Source organism: Sinomicrobium soli (genome assembly GCF_003285545.1).
Lineage (GTDB): Bacteria > Bacteroidota > Bacteroidia > Flavobacteriales > Flavobacteriaceae > Sinomicrobium.
Window position 1 is genome coordinate 222,368 of the sequence record NZ_QLNV01000006.1, and the last position, 16,297, is coordinate 238,664.

Below are 16,297 nucleotides of genomic sequence, written 5' to 3' on the forward strand. Positions count from 1 at the left end.
ATTATGAAAGTACATTATAGACTAATAGGAGTCCTGACCCTTTGTTTTTGTTTGGCAGGGTGCCGGGAATTTGTAGATATCGATCTGCCCAGTTCCATGATTGTAGATAAAGCTGTTTTTGGAGACGACCAGACCGCAATTTCCGCTCTAAAAGGAATGTATTACAGTATGGACAATAACAATTTTGCCAGTGGGCATATATATTCTGTAACGGCTATTGGGGGGTTGGTGGCTGATGAATTAGTTTCTCATAATATTGCTGCAACGGCGGATTTCGAATTTTACGAAAACGAGATCACCTTAAACAACTCCGGGAATGCCAGTATCTGGTCTTCAGCCTACAATACCATCTATATGGCGAATGCTATCCTGGAAGGCTTGGAAACCTCCGATGGGGTCACCAGGGAACTTAAAAAACAATTACGGGGAGAAGCACTGTTTGTCCGGGCTTTTTCGCTCTTCTACCTGGTCAATCTCTATGGTGATGTGCCCTTGGTGTTGACTACGGATTACCGAAAAAATGCCCTATTGCCGAGAGAGGCAAAAACAGAAGTATACACCCAAATTATAATCGACTTGGAAGAAGCCAGGGAATTACTTTCCATAGAATATGTCGATTCCGACAGAACCCGTCCCAATCATTATACGGCTACGGCTTTACTGGCCCGCGTTTACCTATACCAGGAAGAGTGGCAAAAGGCGGAAACTATGGCCAGTGAAGTGATTGAAGCAACACAGACATATGAGTTATTACAGGATTTGGATCATGTGTTTCTGGCCAATAGCCGTGAAGCCTTATGGCAAATTATGCCGGATGTGGGAGGGAATACCAATGAAGGAAATCTTTTTATCATACAAGCGACTCCACCCCGGGTAGCCCTGACAGAACAATTGTTAAGTGACTTTTCCCCGGAAGATGAAAGGACGCAGCATTGGATAAGTTTTTTTGAGGATGAAAATGGCCGTCGATACTATTATCCGTATAAATATAAAATAAAGACTTCAACAGATCCCCCAACTGAGTATTCTATGGTGTTGCGTTATGCCGAACAATTTCTGATCCAGGCAGAAGCCCGGGCGCAACAGGATAAGCTGGGAGAGGCCATTGCCGACTTGGATAAAATACGGGGACGGGCAGCAATACCGCTTATTGCCGATGTGCAACCAGGAATTGGAAAAACGGCATTACTCGACACCATTCTTCAGGAGCGCCGAAGAGAATTATTTACCGAATGGGGGCACCGTTGGCTGGACCTGAAACGAACCCACACCGCAGATGCCATTTTAGGGACATTAAAACCCACCTGGCAAGCTACGGATGTTTTATTCCCCATCCCGGAAAACGAAATGATCAGAAACCCGAACCTAAAACCCAATAACGATGGTTATTAAACTCAGCATACATATCAAAAAAAATGCAAGATCGCTTATCCTGGCCCTGGTGGTCGGGCTGTTTTTCCGGGTGGAAGTAGTACCCCAGGGTCCAGAAGACTTTCCCATGTTAGACTCTTTACCCTTAAACCCGGAGATCACCTATGGAAAGCTGGATAATGGCTTTACCTATTATATCTGTAAAAGAGATACGGATGGTGACGAGGTGCTTATGGAGTTCCTTGTAAAGGGAGGAACTCGTGATGAGGATATAGATCAAAAACAAGTGGCACATGCCATTGAGCATGTTCCATTTTATAAAACAAAGCAATATCCTAAGGGAATCTGGGAGGCAGAGAACAAAAGCAAATTGGGAATTAATAAGGCTAATGTAAGTGCAAATACTCCATATGATTATACTCGGTACTATTTTAATTTCCAAAAGGAGAACACAGATTCTTTTAAGGAAGCTCTGTTATGGTTTAGGGAAATTGCCGCTAACCTAAGGTTCGATCTGGAAATTATTAATCATGTGACGGATGAAGTCTTTGAAGAAGTTCGATACCGTACCAAAGGTAAAATGGCCCCCAGTGGGAATAGTTATAGGTCAAGAATTTTCCCTGGAGTAAAGAAATTATCCGATTTAGATAAATCTTTAAAAGAACATACCCCGGAGGTATTCCAGCGTTTTTATAACGATTGGTACCGTCCGGAGAATATGGCTGTTTTTATTGTTGGAAACATATTCATGGACAAAGATGAGATCATAAAGCAAGTTAAGTCACATTTTTCTGATTTAGAAAAGGTTTTTTCACTACGGCAAAAAAGGGATTTTGCCAGTGAATATTTGAACCAGGAAGAAAAGCGAATCTTTATAAGGAGTAGCAACATAAGCACACCAGAAGTACGGCTTTATTTTCGTCTGCCCCGATCTAATAGACTCGTAAGTAAAGCAGATTTTCAGGAAGACATGTACAAACGTGTCATTATAGAATTATTGCATAATCGCATCATGCAATTGGGAGATGGCTATATGCCTATCGCAAGGGGCATTCACACCAAATTACATGAAGATTATCCCGTATTTGCAATAGGGATGCAAATTGATACTCAGAATATGCTGAATGTGGCTGTAAAGGAGGTGATAAAAGAGATAAAAATAGCACAGCAATACGGATTTTCACCAAAAGAATTTGAACAGGTAAAGAAGCAACTAAAGCAGGAGATCTTAGCGAAGAAGAAGGTTCACCAAGCTACCCTAATAGAAGAATGTAAAAATCACTTTTTAACGGGGGCTGCTTTTCCGGAAGACAAAACAAGCATGCTTTTAGGTATTATAGACACAATGGATATGAGCTTTATACGTAAGAAGTTTGCCCAGTTATTTACACCCGCTGAGGCTCTGGATTTTGTATTTCTAAGCCCGGGCCAAGTGGATCAATATAACGGGGACATGGTAGACGAGTGGATAGCCGAGGCCTGGCAGTCCAAAGTACATCCTTTCAAGAAACATACTGAGAAAATTAGCAGCTTGATGGGAGAGGTTAAAAAAAATAGTTTGAAGGAACAACCATACCAACTTAAAGAAGTAAAACAGGCAGGAATTACGGAAGTCACCTTTGATAATGGTGTAAAAGTTGTACTCAAAAAATTTCAGCCTAAAGGATTATATGCGGACAAGATCATGTTTCACGGTTTTAGTCCTGGAGGAGCAACCATTTATGCTAAAGGAGATTACTATTCCGCCATTAATGCAGGCGAAATTATTAGCCACAGTGGGGTAAACGGGATGAATAAGTTTAATATAGAAGGTTTTCTCCCTTGGGAGGAAAACCGAGTACAACCTTATATTAACAATCATGAAGAAGGGATAAAAGGGCGGTGTGACAAAGAACGTTTAGAGGATGTGTTACAACTAATTCATCTCTATTTTACTACACCCAACAAAGATAAAAGAGCCTTCGAGGACTGGAAATTGAGGTATCCTGCGTATTATTCCAGGTTTCTGAATAATTATCAAAGGCTTTCAGATACTATAGCAAGCACATTCGGCAACAGCAACCATATAAGTTTTCTAAAACGATTAAAATACCTGGATAAAACTAATTTTGAAAGGGCTTATCAAATCTATAAAGAGCGTTTTGCCAATGCTGGAGATTTTACTTTTGTGTTTACCGGTGATTTTAAGTTGGAGGAAATACTGCCACAAATCAGTAAATATTTAGGTTCACTTCCGGATACCGAAAGGCGTGATAAGTTTAAAATGAAAGAATACGAAATGTCTAAAGGTCCCCATGAAAAAGTAATAGTTCAAAGAAAGGATTATACTGGAGCCATCGTAAAATTATGTTTTGTAGATAATTACCCCTTATCTACACGTGGCAAGGTTATCCAATTTGTAATGGCTCGAGCTTTGAAAAATATTTTACAAAGAAGATTGCGGTATCAGGATGAAGCGAATACTTTCATTACTACTGTTACTCCAATAGATAAAGGTCCAAATTGGCATCGTCTGGATATTAAATTTGAATGTGCTGCAGAAAACATTGACAGATTAATTGCAATGGTTTGGGAAGAACTGGTTCATTTTAGAGATAAGGGTATTTCCGAGATTGAATTTGAACAAGCCGTAGACTTAACTCAAAGTTATTTCTATATGGGTACAGAAACGAGTAACCAGCGTGTTTTAGATGAATTGGTGCAGCAGTATAAAAATAAGGAAGCTGTGGTAAATACCTTTGCTCTGCAAAATCAATACATAAAAGAAATAAAGCCTTATGAGATAGATCAGCTGGCTAAAAGAACACTTCAAAAGAAAAATTACTTTCCTTTCGTACTAAGACAGGTTTCTGAGATTATGAAAATCAAATAAATATTATTTTAAATTCATTGTTTTACTCGATATTGAAAGGGATTGAATCTTTATGAATCAATCCCTTAATTTACTATCCCTTAAAGAAAAATTTTAAGGAATCTCTATCGGCTCAGGAGTAACGTTTTTGTGAATATTTCCAGAACAGGTAGCATTTTCGTAGACATCAAAAGTCATTTCTAATGAGAGAGATTCAACTTGACAATCAAACTCGCCTGTTTCACTACATTCCGGTTCAGCAAGTTCCGGACATGATGGTGAGCCAACAAATTGACCGGATTGCACTTCTTTTTCCAGGCCAATGGAAGCAAACGAGATTCCAATAGCCATTACAAATACCATTACTGGTAAAATAAACTTAACATGTTTCATAATAATTAAGATTAAAATTAATAAAATCAGTGAGTACAGGCAGTTATTTATACAGAGGCCTGTAACCCTGTCTTCACGCGCGCAAATATTGTTGGTTCTGTTATGTAAATTCGTTGTATAGCCTATAAAGCACCAGGTGTTGTCCATGTATTGCCAGCAGGTACTCCCCGGTCACATAAAAGCGGGAGACCCGTTGCTCCCGGTAGGGCGGCAGGTAAAAGCTAAAGGCATAGCTCTGCCGTACCAGGTCATAGACATCGATAACCGTTTTATGTTCAAAGTCTTCCGGCTTTTCGTTTTTGGCCATCAGGTTAGACTGCACATATAAAAAGTTCCCGGAGGTAGCTCCGTTGTTGTTTACTACATACGGTGGGGAGGCCAGTTTTTTGGTCTTGCCGTCATTGATAGTCCCGGTCTTTATCCGTACCCGGGATATGGTGTCTATGGTATGGGCACGGTACTGTACCGCTAAAGTGGTGTCAGTAACGATATACTGGTTGCGGTAATAATACACATATACCATTTGGTGCAGCTCCCGGTTATACAGCATTTTTCCGTTGGTACAGAAAATCCCATCCAACTGCTTTTCCAACACTTCGGGCACCAGTCGTACATGGGATTCGGTATCGGTCTCTATGCCCAGGCTGCGCTCTTTGGTCTTATTGCTCAGGGCATCAATAAATAGGGAAGCACTGCCAAAAGGTACGGCTGTAGAGAAATAGGCTTCGTTATACATAAAGTCACGGGCCGTCCATTCCCCCAGTTTTCCTCTTTTAAGCATGGGTGTTACCCCGTCCATCAGATAAAAATAAGGAGGGCGTACAGCCACCTCGGTATTTTTCCGGAATCTCATGTCCGGGGTATCCACCCGAAGTTGAATTTGGGTGGTGTCCAGGTCAGGTAAACTTACCTTCACAAGGTGTAACGGAGCGGTATAATTACTCAGGTACACCACTTCTTTGTCCGTTCCGGTTACATAATAGGAATTATACTCCAAATCCATAGCCTTTAGCTTAATAGCCGGGTGAGGTGGCAGTAGCCGGTAAAAGCCATTGTCCTTCCGGGTTTTTTGCCGCGACCAAGCAAATAGTCCGGCTACCACCAGTATACTCAGGATAAAACAGCTACTTATTTTCAGGACGGTTGTTTTCATGGTAAAGTTAGTTATGGTGAGGGATGAATTGTTGGGAATGCCTGGTAACATCATCGTGTTGCTTGCGGGAAAGAAGCAATATACCGGTAAGGGCCAGCAGGACAAATACACTGTTAAACACCAGGTGTTCTTCCCAACCCATTTTTTCCAGGATGCCCCCACAGGAGCAGGGCACAAACGGGCTATAGGTAAGGATGATAAAAATATAGGCGGTAAACATGGTCATCAGGCTAAAGGCAGCGTACAATGCCATAAGCCGCAGGCGGGACACCACCAGCATCCCGGCAATGACCAGCTCTGCGGCAGGCACTGTCCAAACCAACCATGAACCGATGGACGTTAGTATAGGGGACTGCCCCAACTGTACCTGGAACTTGTCGTATTCCATGAGTTTAGTACAGGCGGCATACACAAACAACAGAATAAACAACAAGCAGATGATCTCTACCAAAAGTTTCTTATAACGGATTGTATATGTTTTCATAACAGGCAGCTTTTTGGTTTTACTTTTTTTGATGAATTAAAATTAGGAGTTCCAAATGTTAAATAGTGAACACGATCGGTTCATCTTGCGGAACAATCGGTTCATTTTCAGCTCATTTTGTCACAACATGACTAATCTGTAACAGGCTAAGCGGAACTGGAATTTTTTTTGTTATGACTAAGGAGTAATCAATGTATTCACAACATACTGTGAAATAGTTTTTGCAGTAAAGAACGGTGTATGTCGCGCTCAAATAATTCCTTTCTTCCGGGCAGCAATGACCAGGGTGCGATCAGTGGCTTCAACGGTAAGGCCCAAATGCAGTTTCAAATTATTTCTGTGCCGTACAATGGTAGATCTTCCCATAGGAATTTCGGCCTCCAGGTCAGATAAGGTAGCCCCTTGCGAGAGTTCATACAGGATGTTACGATCCCATTTTTGCAAGGTATAGCGGTCTCTTCCACCTTCTTCTATGATCCTGGCCGCCGTAGGGCTTAGGTACGGAGGGCATAGAAGAATAGCTCTCAGTATCAATATGGACCTGTAATAGTCCATATCCTTTTTAATAAGCAGACCTTCGGGCGAAACCTCATCCAGCAGGGCATAGATATGATAGGGACTATGGTATGAGGTAGACAGGACCAGCTTGCTGTCCGGGTATTTCTGTTGGATGGTGCGGGCGAGTCTTTCCCCAGAGATTATAGTACCATCTGAAATGGAAGGCATTTGCAGGTTTAAAAATATATAGCTGACATTATGGGAACAGGAAATCTGCTCAATGAGCAGCAAAGCCATTGCTATGCTTGTGGCTTCCCGGATTTGAAAGGAAATATTTTCCCTTTTTCCGATGCGATGTAGTATCTTGCGAAGCATCCAGGTAGCCAATCGATTATCGTCAATGAGAATCACAGCATAATTGTTGCGATTGGTATCATGAGATTTAACAGTAAATGGTTTCATTGCGGGGTAAGCAGGTTATTGGATTGGTCAGCGATCGTTTCTTTTTTAACTCCGGTGTTTCTACCGGCGTTACGGGGGTCAGCGTGTCGGGGATAATGGGTTACCCACACCTCTAATCTTATGCTATACGGTTAAATGCCGGGAGGATGATCCCGTTATCCGTTTTCACGCGGTAAAGTTAACTACATTACTATAAAAAAGAGGGTACTAAAAGTACCCACATAGGGTACTTTTATAGTACAGTTATTTCAATTTTTTTTCGTATGGGTATCAGATAAACCCTTTCTCCCTGGCCACTTTCAGCAGCGCTTTATCGTCACCGTCCGGGATACCGAATTTAAATTTCAGTTTGTTTTTACGCTTAATGATGCCCGAACGTCCCAGGGGGACCACCTTTTCCACTTGTTCCAGGGTAGCGCCCTGGGAAAGCTCATAAAGCAGCCGGCGATCTACCTTGTCCAGTACGGGCCCCGAGATCACGGAGCGCAACGCCTGGCTTACCGTAGCACTGTGGTAAGGAGGGTTGCACATGATATTGCGGATAATAAAGAACATTTCGTCCCCTTCGAGATCGTTTTTCACGATAAACCCTTCGGGTTGGAGGTTTTGCAGGATACAATGTATGCGATACGGATCGTTATAAGTGGTAAGCACGGCAATCCTGGTTTGCGGTGATCGCTGCCGGATCTTAAGGCCGAGATCATCGCCTGAAATAACGGTGCCATTATCCGAAGGTGGTAACTGAATGTCGAGGAACACGAGGTCTATTTGATACACGGGCGAGATCCTTTCCAGGTGCCGCAGGGCTTCATTGCTGTTACGGGCTTCGGTAATATCAAAAGTCCATCCCTTTTGCCTGGTGGTATAGTCCAGCGCATCGCGGTAAGCTTTAAGTACAATGGGGTGGTCGTCGATCAGCAGAATACTTAAATGTGTTTTTAGATCTTTCATAGAATATTCATGTATTATGGTTAGCTGTTTAATTCGGTGATGACGGTGATCGTAGTTCCGTTTCCGGGGGAAGAATGGATTTTCAGGGAACCGTTCAATCGCCGGACCCTGTTTTTGAGCTGCTGTAACCCGATGCCTTTTTGATGTTTCCGCATGCCCTTGCCGTCATCCTTATAGGTGATGACCAGGGTGTTGTCTTCGCGGGTAAACCCAATGACTATATGCCTGGCCCTGGCATGTTTTACCGTATTCCTCAGGGCTTCCTCAAGAATGTAGTACAGGTTGGCTTTTATTGTTGGAGTTATCATACCCCAATGTATACCCGAGGTGTCTGCAAACTGATAGTCAAGATCACCGGCCCGGCACCGGGATATTATCATCTTTTCCAGGATATGGATAAAGTCGAGGGGATGATCTTTAAGGCTCCGGATCAAGGCATGGGAGGCATCCCGGATATTACTTTCGATCTGTCTTAATTCCCGGAGAAATTCGTGATGTTGCCGTATATCCCGGGGTTTTCCCTGTAGTTCGAGGAGCTTCCATTGCAGGCGCAGGGCATACACCTCGCCCAGGATGCCACCATGCAGGTTTTCCGAGATGCGCCATCGTTCCTGGTTTCTTGCTTTTTGGATACGTTCCTGCTGGTTTATCGAGAGGATGTAGAGCTGCTCATCGGCCTTTTGGCGTCTATTTTCCAGTCGGAGAATCCTGTTTTTGGCCTGTTGCCTGAAATACATATATAAGGAGATCAGTAGCAGGAACAGGGCGACACCAATAGAAAGAATCCATATTTTCTGAGAAGTGAGTTGGCGGGTTCTTTTTATGAACTGGTCGGTCTCATATTGTATCCTTGCAAATTTGTTTCGGGCAGTACGTTCCTGTTCGGCAATATATTTCTGTATGCGGATATATTCCTGCAGATAGGCACTTTTCGCAGGAATGTCGAGTTGGGAGAGCAGGAGCAGGGCCACCAGGATGTCTTCGTTATTTCTAATTTCCCTGGCCATGTTCAGGGCGCCCCGGGCCAGTCGCAGGGCTTCGGTGGTGTCCCGGCTTACGGCCCGATATTCGGCCAGGTGGAGTTTACTGACGATGACCCCGGATTGGTTGTGCAGGCTTTCCCTGATGGCCAGCCCTTCGAGGAACTGGCGGTACAGCCCGAGGGTATCGGAGTGCAACAAACGGCTGTAGGCGATATTATCGATAAGCCGGGCATACAGGGTGGGATTATGGGCTTTTACGGTTTCAGGGGCGGCTTTACCGAAATACCGCAGGGCTTTGTCCTGGATGCCCTGTTTCTGGTACAGCACCCCGAGATTGTTGTAGACATGGGCTTTTAAACTGTTGCCGTCCTCAATCTTGTCCAGGTGTTGCAGAGCCGTTTGATAATGGGATACGGCCCGGTCGGTTTCTCCCATTTCCTCGTTGATAACTCCCAACAGGTTAAAGCAATAGTAGAGTTGTTTGTGCTTTTTAAAACGCTCCATAAGCGTGATGGCATCATACAGCAAAACTTCACAGCGGGTATAGTCTTTTAACCGGCCCTGTATAATGGCCATATTGTAGAGCATTTTCCCGGCGTAATAACGATTGGGGATTTTTGTAAATAGCAGATGGGCTTTATTGTAATGGTAATAGGCACTATCATAAGTTTCCTTTTGCAGGTAGAAGCCCCCGTAATTCCAATGCACATCTGCCAGGGCTACAGAATCACTAAAGAACGCTGCATAATGGAGGGCCACACGGTTACTTCTGCGAAACAATACCGTATCGTTCTTGTCATATGCAAGTTGGGCAATTTTTAAGAGACGTTTGGTTATGGCGGTATCCTGCTTGCATAGTGGCAGGGAATGGAACAGGCTGTCGGGCCTGAAATATCCTTGTTCGGGGACATCATGGTTTTGCGTGTCTATGAGCCATCGGGGTGGTGTAGGGACATGCGGTAACTGCCCAGGGCTGTAATGTTGACAGGACGTACAGAAACAGACAAGAGCGATAAGAACAATGCTATCATATTTAAACCCTAAAACCACGCCACCAGATGGTGTTGATGTTACACAAATTTAAAAAATCCCTTAACATTTTAGGTTAAAGGATTTTTTTATTCGGTTTTAGTGTTAAAAAATGGATTTAAAATTAATCCCTTTCATTGTCGGGTGGGGTGCTCACGTTGTCCCGGGTAGCCGTTTTGGGCTTATGGATTTCCGGATTGTCGGCGAGTTCTTCCTCCAGGGTGCATGAGTGGAGCCCCAGGCAACATGCGCAGAGCCATACCAGCATTATAATTTTCATAATAACGGTTTTAGGTAATGATAAAATGTACCGAACAGGGCCAGCGGTGTGGCCTCCATGCTAATACCAGTAGTGCACTAAGGGACATGAGCGTCGTTGTTATGCTCATGTAATAAGCAGCTTAACAGGGGTAAATGTAGTAAGGGTAACGGAAGGGGCAGGGTACTAAAAGTATACAAGAAGTACACTTTTAGTACCCTTTTTATCCCGGAAGGCGTGTTAATTTAGAAGGCTCTCTAACATGGTCCTGCCGGATCATGAGTTTTTTAACCCACAAAATACCAGTCCATGAATACATATAAGAGGATGCTCCGGGCACTGGAAGAACAACTTAAAGACATAGAAACCCCAAAAACAGAGATCGCCCTGGTGGCCCCCCAAGGTATACGACTTGTACGGGAGGTACTCCATAAGATGCGCGAGCGGGTATGTCATGAAGGTTTTACCAGCGAGGACAGCGAGAAGCAGTTTTTTAAACATATCAAACCGCAGGTGACCAGCCGGCTGATCTACTACGTAAGGCTTATGGACCTGGAAAACCGTCGTCCTGTGAGCCACGACAAGGCCCAACGGAAGTACCTTGCCGGGCATATTGAGGTGTTACAACGTTACCTGAATGCCCACAGCGATTTCTACCGGTACTACCGTCAAGGGAGTACGGCCCTGGACCATGTATATTTTTTAAGGGACAGGGCCGATGTTTTTTTGAGTACCGAGGCGATCTACGCCCTGGAAGACAGCCAGTTTTCCACCAGCCACGACCACATGGCCGCCACCATACTGGCCTATGAAAAATTGATCGTCTACCTGGTGCATGAACTGGACCGGCTATCTCCGGGTGCGGGGGTACGCCAGTTAAAATCGAAATTGTCATGGACGGCATCCAAAGCCTCCCTGACGGAGTTAATCTACGCCTTGCACAGCGGGGAAGTCTTTAACCATGGGCAGGCGGATATCCGGGAGATCACCTCCATTTTTGAAAAGTTCTTTGACATTCGGCTTCCCCATGTATACCGGGCGTATGCCGCCATCAAGTCGCGCAAAGGGCAGCGGGCGCGGTTCCTGGAAGAGCTCATCTTCCGGTTTTCCCAGAAAATGGACCAGGACGACAGTATGTAAGGCGTATGTAATTACATATAGGCCCCTGGGGGATTGGCCTGATGGTACCGTCGTGAAAAATGAAGGCTTTTGATGTTTTCGAAGCCTGAAACCCCGGGGCAAACAGTCAAAACACATCAAATTTCAGGAGTGTTAAAGTTTGATGTAATTACATACCTGCTGTATAAAACCCTTAACATTTGGAAGGGAGTTTTGCATAACGAAAGTCAAATCGCAACCTCCCGCTGCCGGGATAAAAAAAGCATAACCTTCCTGGTAGCGGGATTTTTAAAACTTCAGTTATGCCAGCAAACATTATTACTACAGACGATCTCCGGGTGTTTAAGGAAGAACTCCTGGAAGATCTCCGCCAGCTTTTACAATCCCATAGTTCCGGAAGGAGCAAAAAATGGCTTCGTTCTTCGGAAGTCATGGAACTACTACACCTGAGCCCCGGTACCCTTCAGAATCTACGTGTTACCGGCACCTTGCCCTACAGTAAGATCGGTGGGATCATCTATTATGATGCGGAGGATATCGAAAGACTTATGGAAGACTCCAGGATCGATAATCAGTAGGCCTATGAACTATGTGCACCACCTTAATACGGTATTTGAAAAATTCCGTACCGATCCGCGACTGCATCCCGGGCATATCAGCCTGTATATGGCTTTGTTCCGGTCATGGAACCAATCCGGGTTTGCTGCCTCTTTCCGCGTGCGGCGGGCGGAATTGATGCCCCTGGCGGCCATCCGGAGCAGCTCTACCTACCATCGTTATATGAGCGACCTGCACCGATGGCAGTACGTGGACTATCTTCCTTCGAAAAATGCACACCTGGGAAGCCAGGTGCGTATGTGCTTTGCGGGTGGGGGAGCTGTCCCGGTCACGGGACGGCACTGTCCCACAGGTGAACCAGGTATAGGCGAAGGATGTTCAAATACGGGACAGGGTAGTTCACAGATGGGACACCACCGTCCCACTGGTGGGACCTTTATTAAAACTATAAAACAAACTAACCCTATAGGGGATCATTACAGTCCCATATCTAAACATGCTATCGAAACTTTTTTTAAAGCGCAGAACTGGCCGCTGGATGAAGCCCATAAGTTTTTTCACCACTACCAGTCTACGGGATGGAAAACCGCCGGGGGGATATCGATCACCAACTGGTCATCCGCCGCCGAGAAATGGATGCTTCGGGTAGCCGAATACCAGAAGGGCCGTAGCAGAGGACAGGAAGATCATTTAAAAACCACAAAAGCCAAAAACTATGCGCAACCCCTCTAAGATCAAGGAAGGCGCCGTAGAATTCTCCCTGGGCGACTGGGACGGAAAGGTAATGGTGTACAGCTTTGCGAAAATGTGGATCTACCTGGAGGCCAAGGGAAAGCTATTGTTCGGCAGGGGTTTTAAGCTATATGGAGAGGACCGGGAGCTACTGTTTACCCTCTGTAATTACATCATCCGGGATGAAATGAATTGCCGGAAACTGGGGATCGATCCGGACAAGGGGTTACTGCTCTCCGGGCCGGTTGGTTGCGGGAAGACCAGCCTGATAAAACTGCTGCGGTACCTGGTACCGCACCGGCGGCCTTATGAGCTTATTCCCTGCCGCAATATCGTATTCGGGTTTAACCATGTGGGGTATCCGACCATTTCAGGTTATGGCAATAGCGGATTTTACTGTTTTGACGATCTCGGGGTAGAACCTACCGGGCGGCATTTCGGAAAGGATTGTAATGTGATGGGAGAGATCCTGCTGTCGCGTTACGAGCTGTTTAAAAACCATAGGGTGATGACCCATGCCACTACCAACCTGAACGCTGAAGAACTCGAAGATCGTTACGGCAACCGGGTACGCAGCCGGATGCGGGAAATGTTCAACCTGGTGGCCTTTCCCAACCATACCAAAGACAAACGTAAGCAGGTGGTGCCTGCCTGTAACCAAACAAAATAGCAGCATTATGAAAATAGCCTTTTACAACGTAGAAAATATCTTTCACAGGGACGCTGGCCTGGTGCAACCACATGTAGGGCGGGGCGTAAAAATGTGGATGGAAGAACTGGAAACCTACCTGACCAAAGACCGGCGTACGGACCGGGACTATGAGCGCATGCGGGAGCTTAGCTTTTTATTGGGATTCGAACGGGTGTCGTACGAACCCTATGTCGTGATGCGCCGGCGTTGGGGCGGACTGTATATCCGCAAAAGAGGGCATACGATGGATTATAAAGCCGACAGCCTGACCCATTGGAACGGTTGGATCAAGGTACAGACCTTTCCGGTGGGCGAACAGGCTATAGCGAACAAAGCCAGGGTGATCCGGGAGGTGAACCCGGATATCCTGCTGTTGCAGGAAGTGGAAGACCGTACCACTGTAGAGGATTTTAACGACCTGTTCTTTAGCCAGACCGAAGAAAGCATATATCATCATTTCCATGTCTTGTGCGGACATGATTACCGGGGATTGGAAATGGGGGTGATGTCCAATAAGAAATATCCCGTACATAGCGTTCGTAGTCTTAATGTGCTCCGGGAGGGCGTAGGATTGTTTCCACAAGATTTTCAGCATTACACCTTTCAATGCTCCAAAAAGAAAACGGTACACGTGCTTTTTGCCCAGTTGCAATCCCCCACCGGAAAACAGGAGTGGGTAACGGGTCGTCGTAAAGCGCAGGCTCATGCTATGGGCAAAGCCTACCGGAAATTACGCGGGCAGGGTGAGGCCCATATCATTATGGCCGGGACCTTCTATATGCCCTATTATGCCGATGCGCTTTCGCCCATATTCCGGGATACGGATGTTAAGGATATTTCCAAACACCCCACCTTTCAGCCCACGCCTGATAACGGCAAAGACGGGAGTTATTTCCGGCTGGGGGCCTATCGCCTGGGGGTAAACATCCGGCAGGAAGATTTTTTATTGCTGTCCCCGGAACTTTTTGACAGGGTTACTGCCAGCGGCCTGAACCGCAAGGGGATGTGGCCCAAAAACCGGTCGCAGTGGGAGACCTATGATACCGTGCAAAATGAACAGGAAGCCGCCAGTCACCATCCGTTGTTGTGGTGTGATCTGGATATATAGGTTTTCCCGGATGTGCTCAGCATCCTTCCCGGATTAAATGCCGCATCAGTATTCTCCGGACATCCTTGTTATCCTGCCTCGGGGTGATATAGCTATCCCGTTTTCCTTCAGGGGTATCGACCGGGCAGAAGCCAAAACCTTTATAGATTCCATTTTCCATGGATACCAATCCAATTTCATTTGGTGTTCTACCGGGAACTTTGAAGAGCCTTGTAAACTTCGGGAAGCGTATGTTGCTTAAAAAAGTGGTAACCCTGGTGTTGTAACGTTCCGGTGCTTCTTCCTCCATGCAAGCCCCGTTACAAGATTTTATATGGTATTGAAAACAGTAGGACGAGCTCTTATACAGTCCGTTGATCTTTTGGCACAACTGGTATTTTTCAGTGATTTGAAAAAGGGCTTGTTTGGCCTCTCTTAAGGAAGTAAATGAGGTGATTTCTTCCTTGCCGGGAGTAATCTTTTCGATACGTAAAGCCTGGTATCCGTCCTTGTCCGTAAGATAAAGCCCATACTGAAATAGGGTACGCCTTTGAGAGCGGTTATATAGTGGTTGGTGCTTTTTAATGAGATCAGACTCATAGAGCAAGGCTATGAGCTCACTGCCGGTTTCCTCAAAGGCAATTCTGTGTGTGAAGGTCTGTATCTTCAGTGATTTGCGGTCCTTCCCGGTAAAATGTTGTTGCACTCTTTTGCGGATATGGATACTCTTACCGATATAAATGATCCTGTCCTGGTCATCATAAAAAAAATAAACCCCTGCGGTAGCGGGCAAATCACCTATTTCCGTTAACATAAAAATCTCCTTCCTTAGATTTTGTCGTTTTCCTGTTTCCCTTTTTTCCGGTGGAGTAGTGACGGTATCCGGGGTACAAAAATACAAAGAAATCTTATTCCGGTTTTGAGTTCACCGTAAAGTGATTTGAACAGGGGTAGAAGAACATTCCAGGTTTTAAGGTATACACTTTTCATCGATTTCTTGAATTATACGGATTATTAATTGTGCTATGCGATAGGGCGCTATACGCCGTAGATCTTCCGGGTTAGAGATAAACCCGATTTCCAGGAGTACTGCCGGGCAATGTGTGGCAGTCTGGTTAAGTACCCGGAACCCTGCAAACTTCACCCCGCGGTTTTTAAAACCGGAGGAATCTTCCATGGTGTCCAGCAGATCGATACTTAGGGCGATGGATTTCCGGGTATACATATCGACTCCTGTCCCGGGAAATGCTACAAAAGCTTCTGTGCCTCGCGCATAGGGATGGTTTGCCCAATTGCAGTGAATCGACACAAACCAATCAGCCTTTAATATTCTGGCCAGCCGGGCGCGGGCGGACAGGGAAATCAGGGTATCGGTATACCGGGTCAGATAGAGATCCAGATTTTGATCTTCAGCGGCAAGCGCCCGGAGGTGCAGGGCGATCTTTAGGGTAATATCCTTTTCCCGAATCCCCTGAATACCGATTGCCCCGGGGTCTGTGCCCCCGTGACCCGGATCGATCACGACCACGGGTCGGGTCTGCTGTGCGACTGCCGTAAGGAGATTTCCGGAGAGGATAAGAAGGTATAATAGTCGTCCTGGTTTCATCTTGGTGTATTTGATTATGCAAAATGCAAGGAATCTGTCCCCGGACTAAAATTTCCTTAAAAATTAACGT

At 45.4% G+C, this 16,297-nt stretch carries 16 protein-coding genes; 7 read left to right on the forward strand and 9 right to left on the reverse strand.

Going from position 1 to position 16,297, the window contains the following annotated elements:
* Positions 1–3: 3 nt before the first annotated feature.
* Both DN748_RS09845 and DN748_RS09850 read left to right on the forward strand, forming a co-directional pair.
* Positions 4–1,392, forward strand: coding sequence for a RagB/SusD family nutrient uptake outer membrane protein (locus DN748_RS09845; RefSeq protein WP_112371618.1), 1,389 nt, complete (start codon positions 4–6; stop codon positions 1,390–1,392).
* Entirely contained in the window at positions 1,382–4,243 is a 2,862-nt protein-coding gene (locus DN748_RS09850) for a M16 family metallopeptidase (protein WP_112371619.1), read from the forward strand. Before DN748_RS09845 ends, DN748_RS09850 begins: the two co-directional genes overlap by 11 nt.
* Positions 4,244–4,336: 93 nt before the next feature.
* On the opposite strand, the gene DN748_RS18975 is transcribed toward DN748_RS09850, so the two are convergent.
* The 7 genes from DN748_RS18975 to DN748_RS19085 form a co-directional block, all read right to left on the reverse strand.
* On the reverse strand, positions 4,337–4,615 hold the full coding sequence (locus tag DN748_RS18975) for a DUF6520 family protein (RefSeq protein ID WP_146746591.1): 279 nt from the start codon (positions 4,613–4,615) through the stop codon (positions 4,337–4,339).
* 100 nt (positions 4,616–4,715) lie between these two features.
* Positions 4,716–5,768, reverse strand: a complete 1,053-nt coding sequence (locus tag DN748_RS09855) for a hypothetical protein (protein ID WP_112371620.1) — start codon at positions 5,766–5,768, stop codon at positions 4,716–4,718.
* Between the two features lie 7 nt (positions 5,769–5,775).
* Positions 5,776–6,252, reverse strand: coding sequence for a MauE/DoxX family redox-associated membrane protein (locus DN748_RS09860; RefSeq protein WP_112371621.1), 477 nt, complete (start codon positions 6,250–6,252; stop codon positions 5,776–5,778).
* 249 nt (positions 6,253–6,501) lie between these two features.
* A complete protein-coding gene (locus tag DN748_RS09865) occupies positions 6,502–7,212 on the reverse strand; it encodes a response regulator (RefSeq protein WP_112371622.1) in 711 nt (236 codons plus the stop codon).
* A 270-nt stretch (positions 7,213–7,482) separates the two neighbouring features.
* Entirely contained in the window at positions 7,483–8,163 is a 681-nt protein-coding gene (locus DN748_RS09870; protein WP_112371623.1) for a response regulator transcription factor, read from the reverse strand.
* 20 nt (positions 8,164–8,183) lie between these two features.
* A complete protein-coding gene (locus tag DN748_RS09875) occupies positions 8,184–10,196 on the reverse strand; it encodes a tetratricopeptide repeat-containing sensor histidine kinase (RefSeq protein ID WP_146746592.1) in 2,013 nt (670 codons plus the stop codon).
* Positions 10,197–10,299: 103 nt separating this feature from the next.
* Positions 10,300–10,455: a hypothetical protein gene (locus tag DN748_RS19085; RefSeq protein WP_161554533.1), complete on the reverse strand. Its 156-nt coding sequence runs from the start codon at positions 10,453–10,455 to the stop codon at positions 10,300–10,302.
* A gap of 288 nt (positions 10,456–10,743) precedes the next feature.
* Between DN748_RS19085 and DN748_RS09880 the strand changes: the two genes are divergently transcribed.
* The 5 genes from DN748_RS09880 to DN748_RS09900 all read left to right on the forward strand — a co-directional run bounded on the left by DN748_RS09880 (position 10,744) and on the right by DN748_RS09900 (position 14,642).
* A complete protein-coding gene (locus DN748_RS09880) occupies positions 10,744–11,574 on the forward strand; it encodes an RteC domain-containing protein (RefSeq protein WP_112371625.1) in 831 nt (276 codons plus the stop codon).
* Positions 11,575–11,855: 281 nt separating this feature from the next.
* Complete coding sequence (locus DN748_RS09885) at positions 11,856–12,131, forward strand: helix-turn-helix domain-containing protein (protein WP_112371626.1); 276 nt, start codon at positions 11,856–11,858, stop codon at positions 12,129–12,131.
* A gap of 4 nt (positions 12,132–12,135) precedes the next feature.
* Positions 12,136–12,843, forward strand: a complete 708-nt coding sequence (locus DN748_RS09890) for a hypothetical protein (protein WP_112371627.1) — start codon at positions 12,136–12,138, stop codon at positions 12,841–12,843.
* The gene (locus DN748_RS09895; protein WP_112371628.1) at positions 12,827–13,513 is read left to right on the forward strand and encodes an ATPase; all 687 of its coding nucleotides are present in this window, start codon (positions 12,827–12,829) and stop codon (positions 13,511–13,513) included. Before DN748_RS09890 ends, DN748_RS09895 begins: the two co-directional genes overlap by 17 nt.
* Before the next feature lie 7 nt (positions 13,514–13,520).
* The gene (locus DN748_RS09900; protein WP_112371629.1) at positions 13,521–14,642 is read left to right on the forward strand and encodes an endonuclease/exonuclease/phosphatase family protein; all 1,122 of its coding nucleotides are present in this window, start codon (positions 13,521–13,523) and stop codon (positions 14,640–14,642) included.
* Between the two features lie 16 nt (positions 14,643–14,658).
* Here the strand turns inward: DN748_RS09900 and DN748_RS09905 are convergent, their stop codons facing one another.
* Both DN748_RS09905 and DN748_RS09910 read right to left on the reverse strand, forming a co-directional pair.
* Positions 14,659–15,435, reverse strand: a complete 777-nt coding sequence (locus DN748_RS09905) for a GIY-YIG nuclease family protein (RefSeq protein WP_112371630.1) — start codon at positions 15,433–15,435, stop codon at positions 14,659–14,661.
* 156 nt (positions 15,436–15,591) lie between these two features.
* Positions 15,592–16,227, reverse strand: a complete 636-nt coding sequence (locus DN748_RS09910) for an N-acetylmuramoyl-L-alanine amidase family protein (RefSeq protein WP_112371631.1) — start codon at positions 16,225–16,227, stop codon at positions 15,592–15,594.
* Positions 16,228–16,297 lie beyond the last annotated feature (70 nt).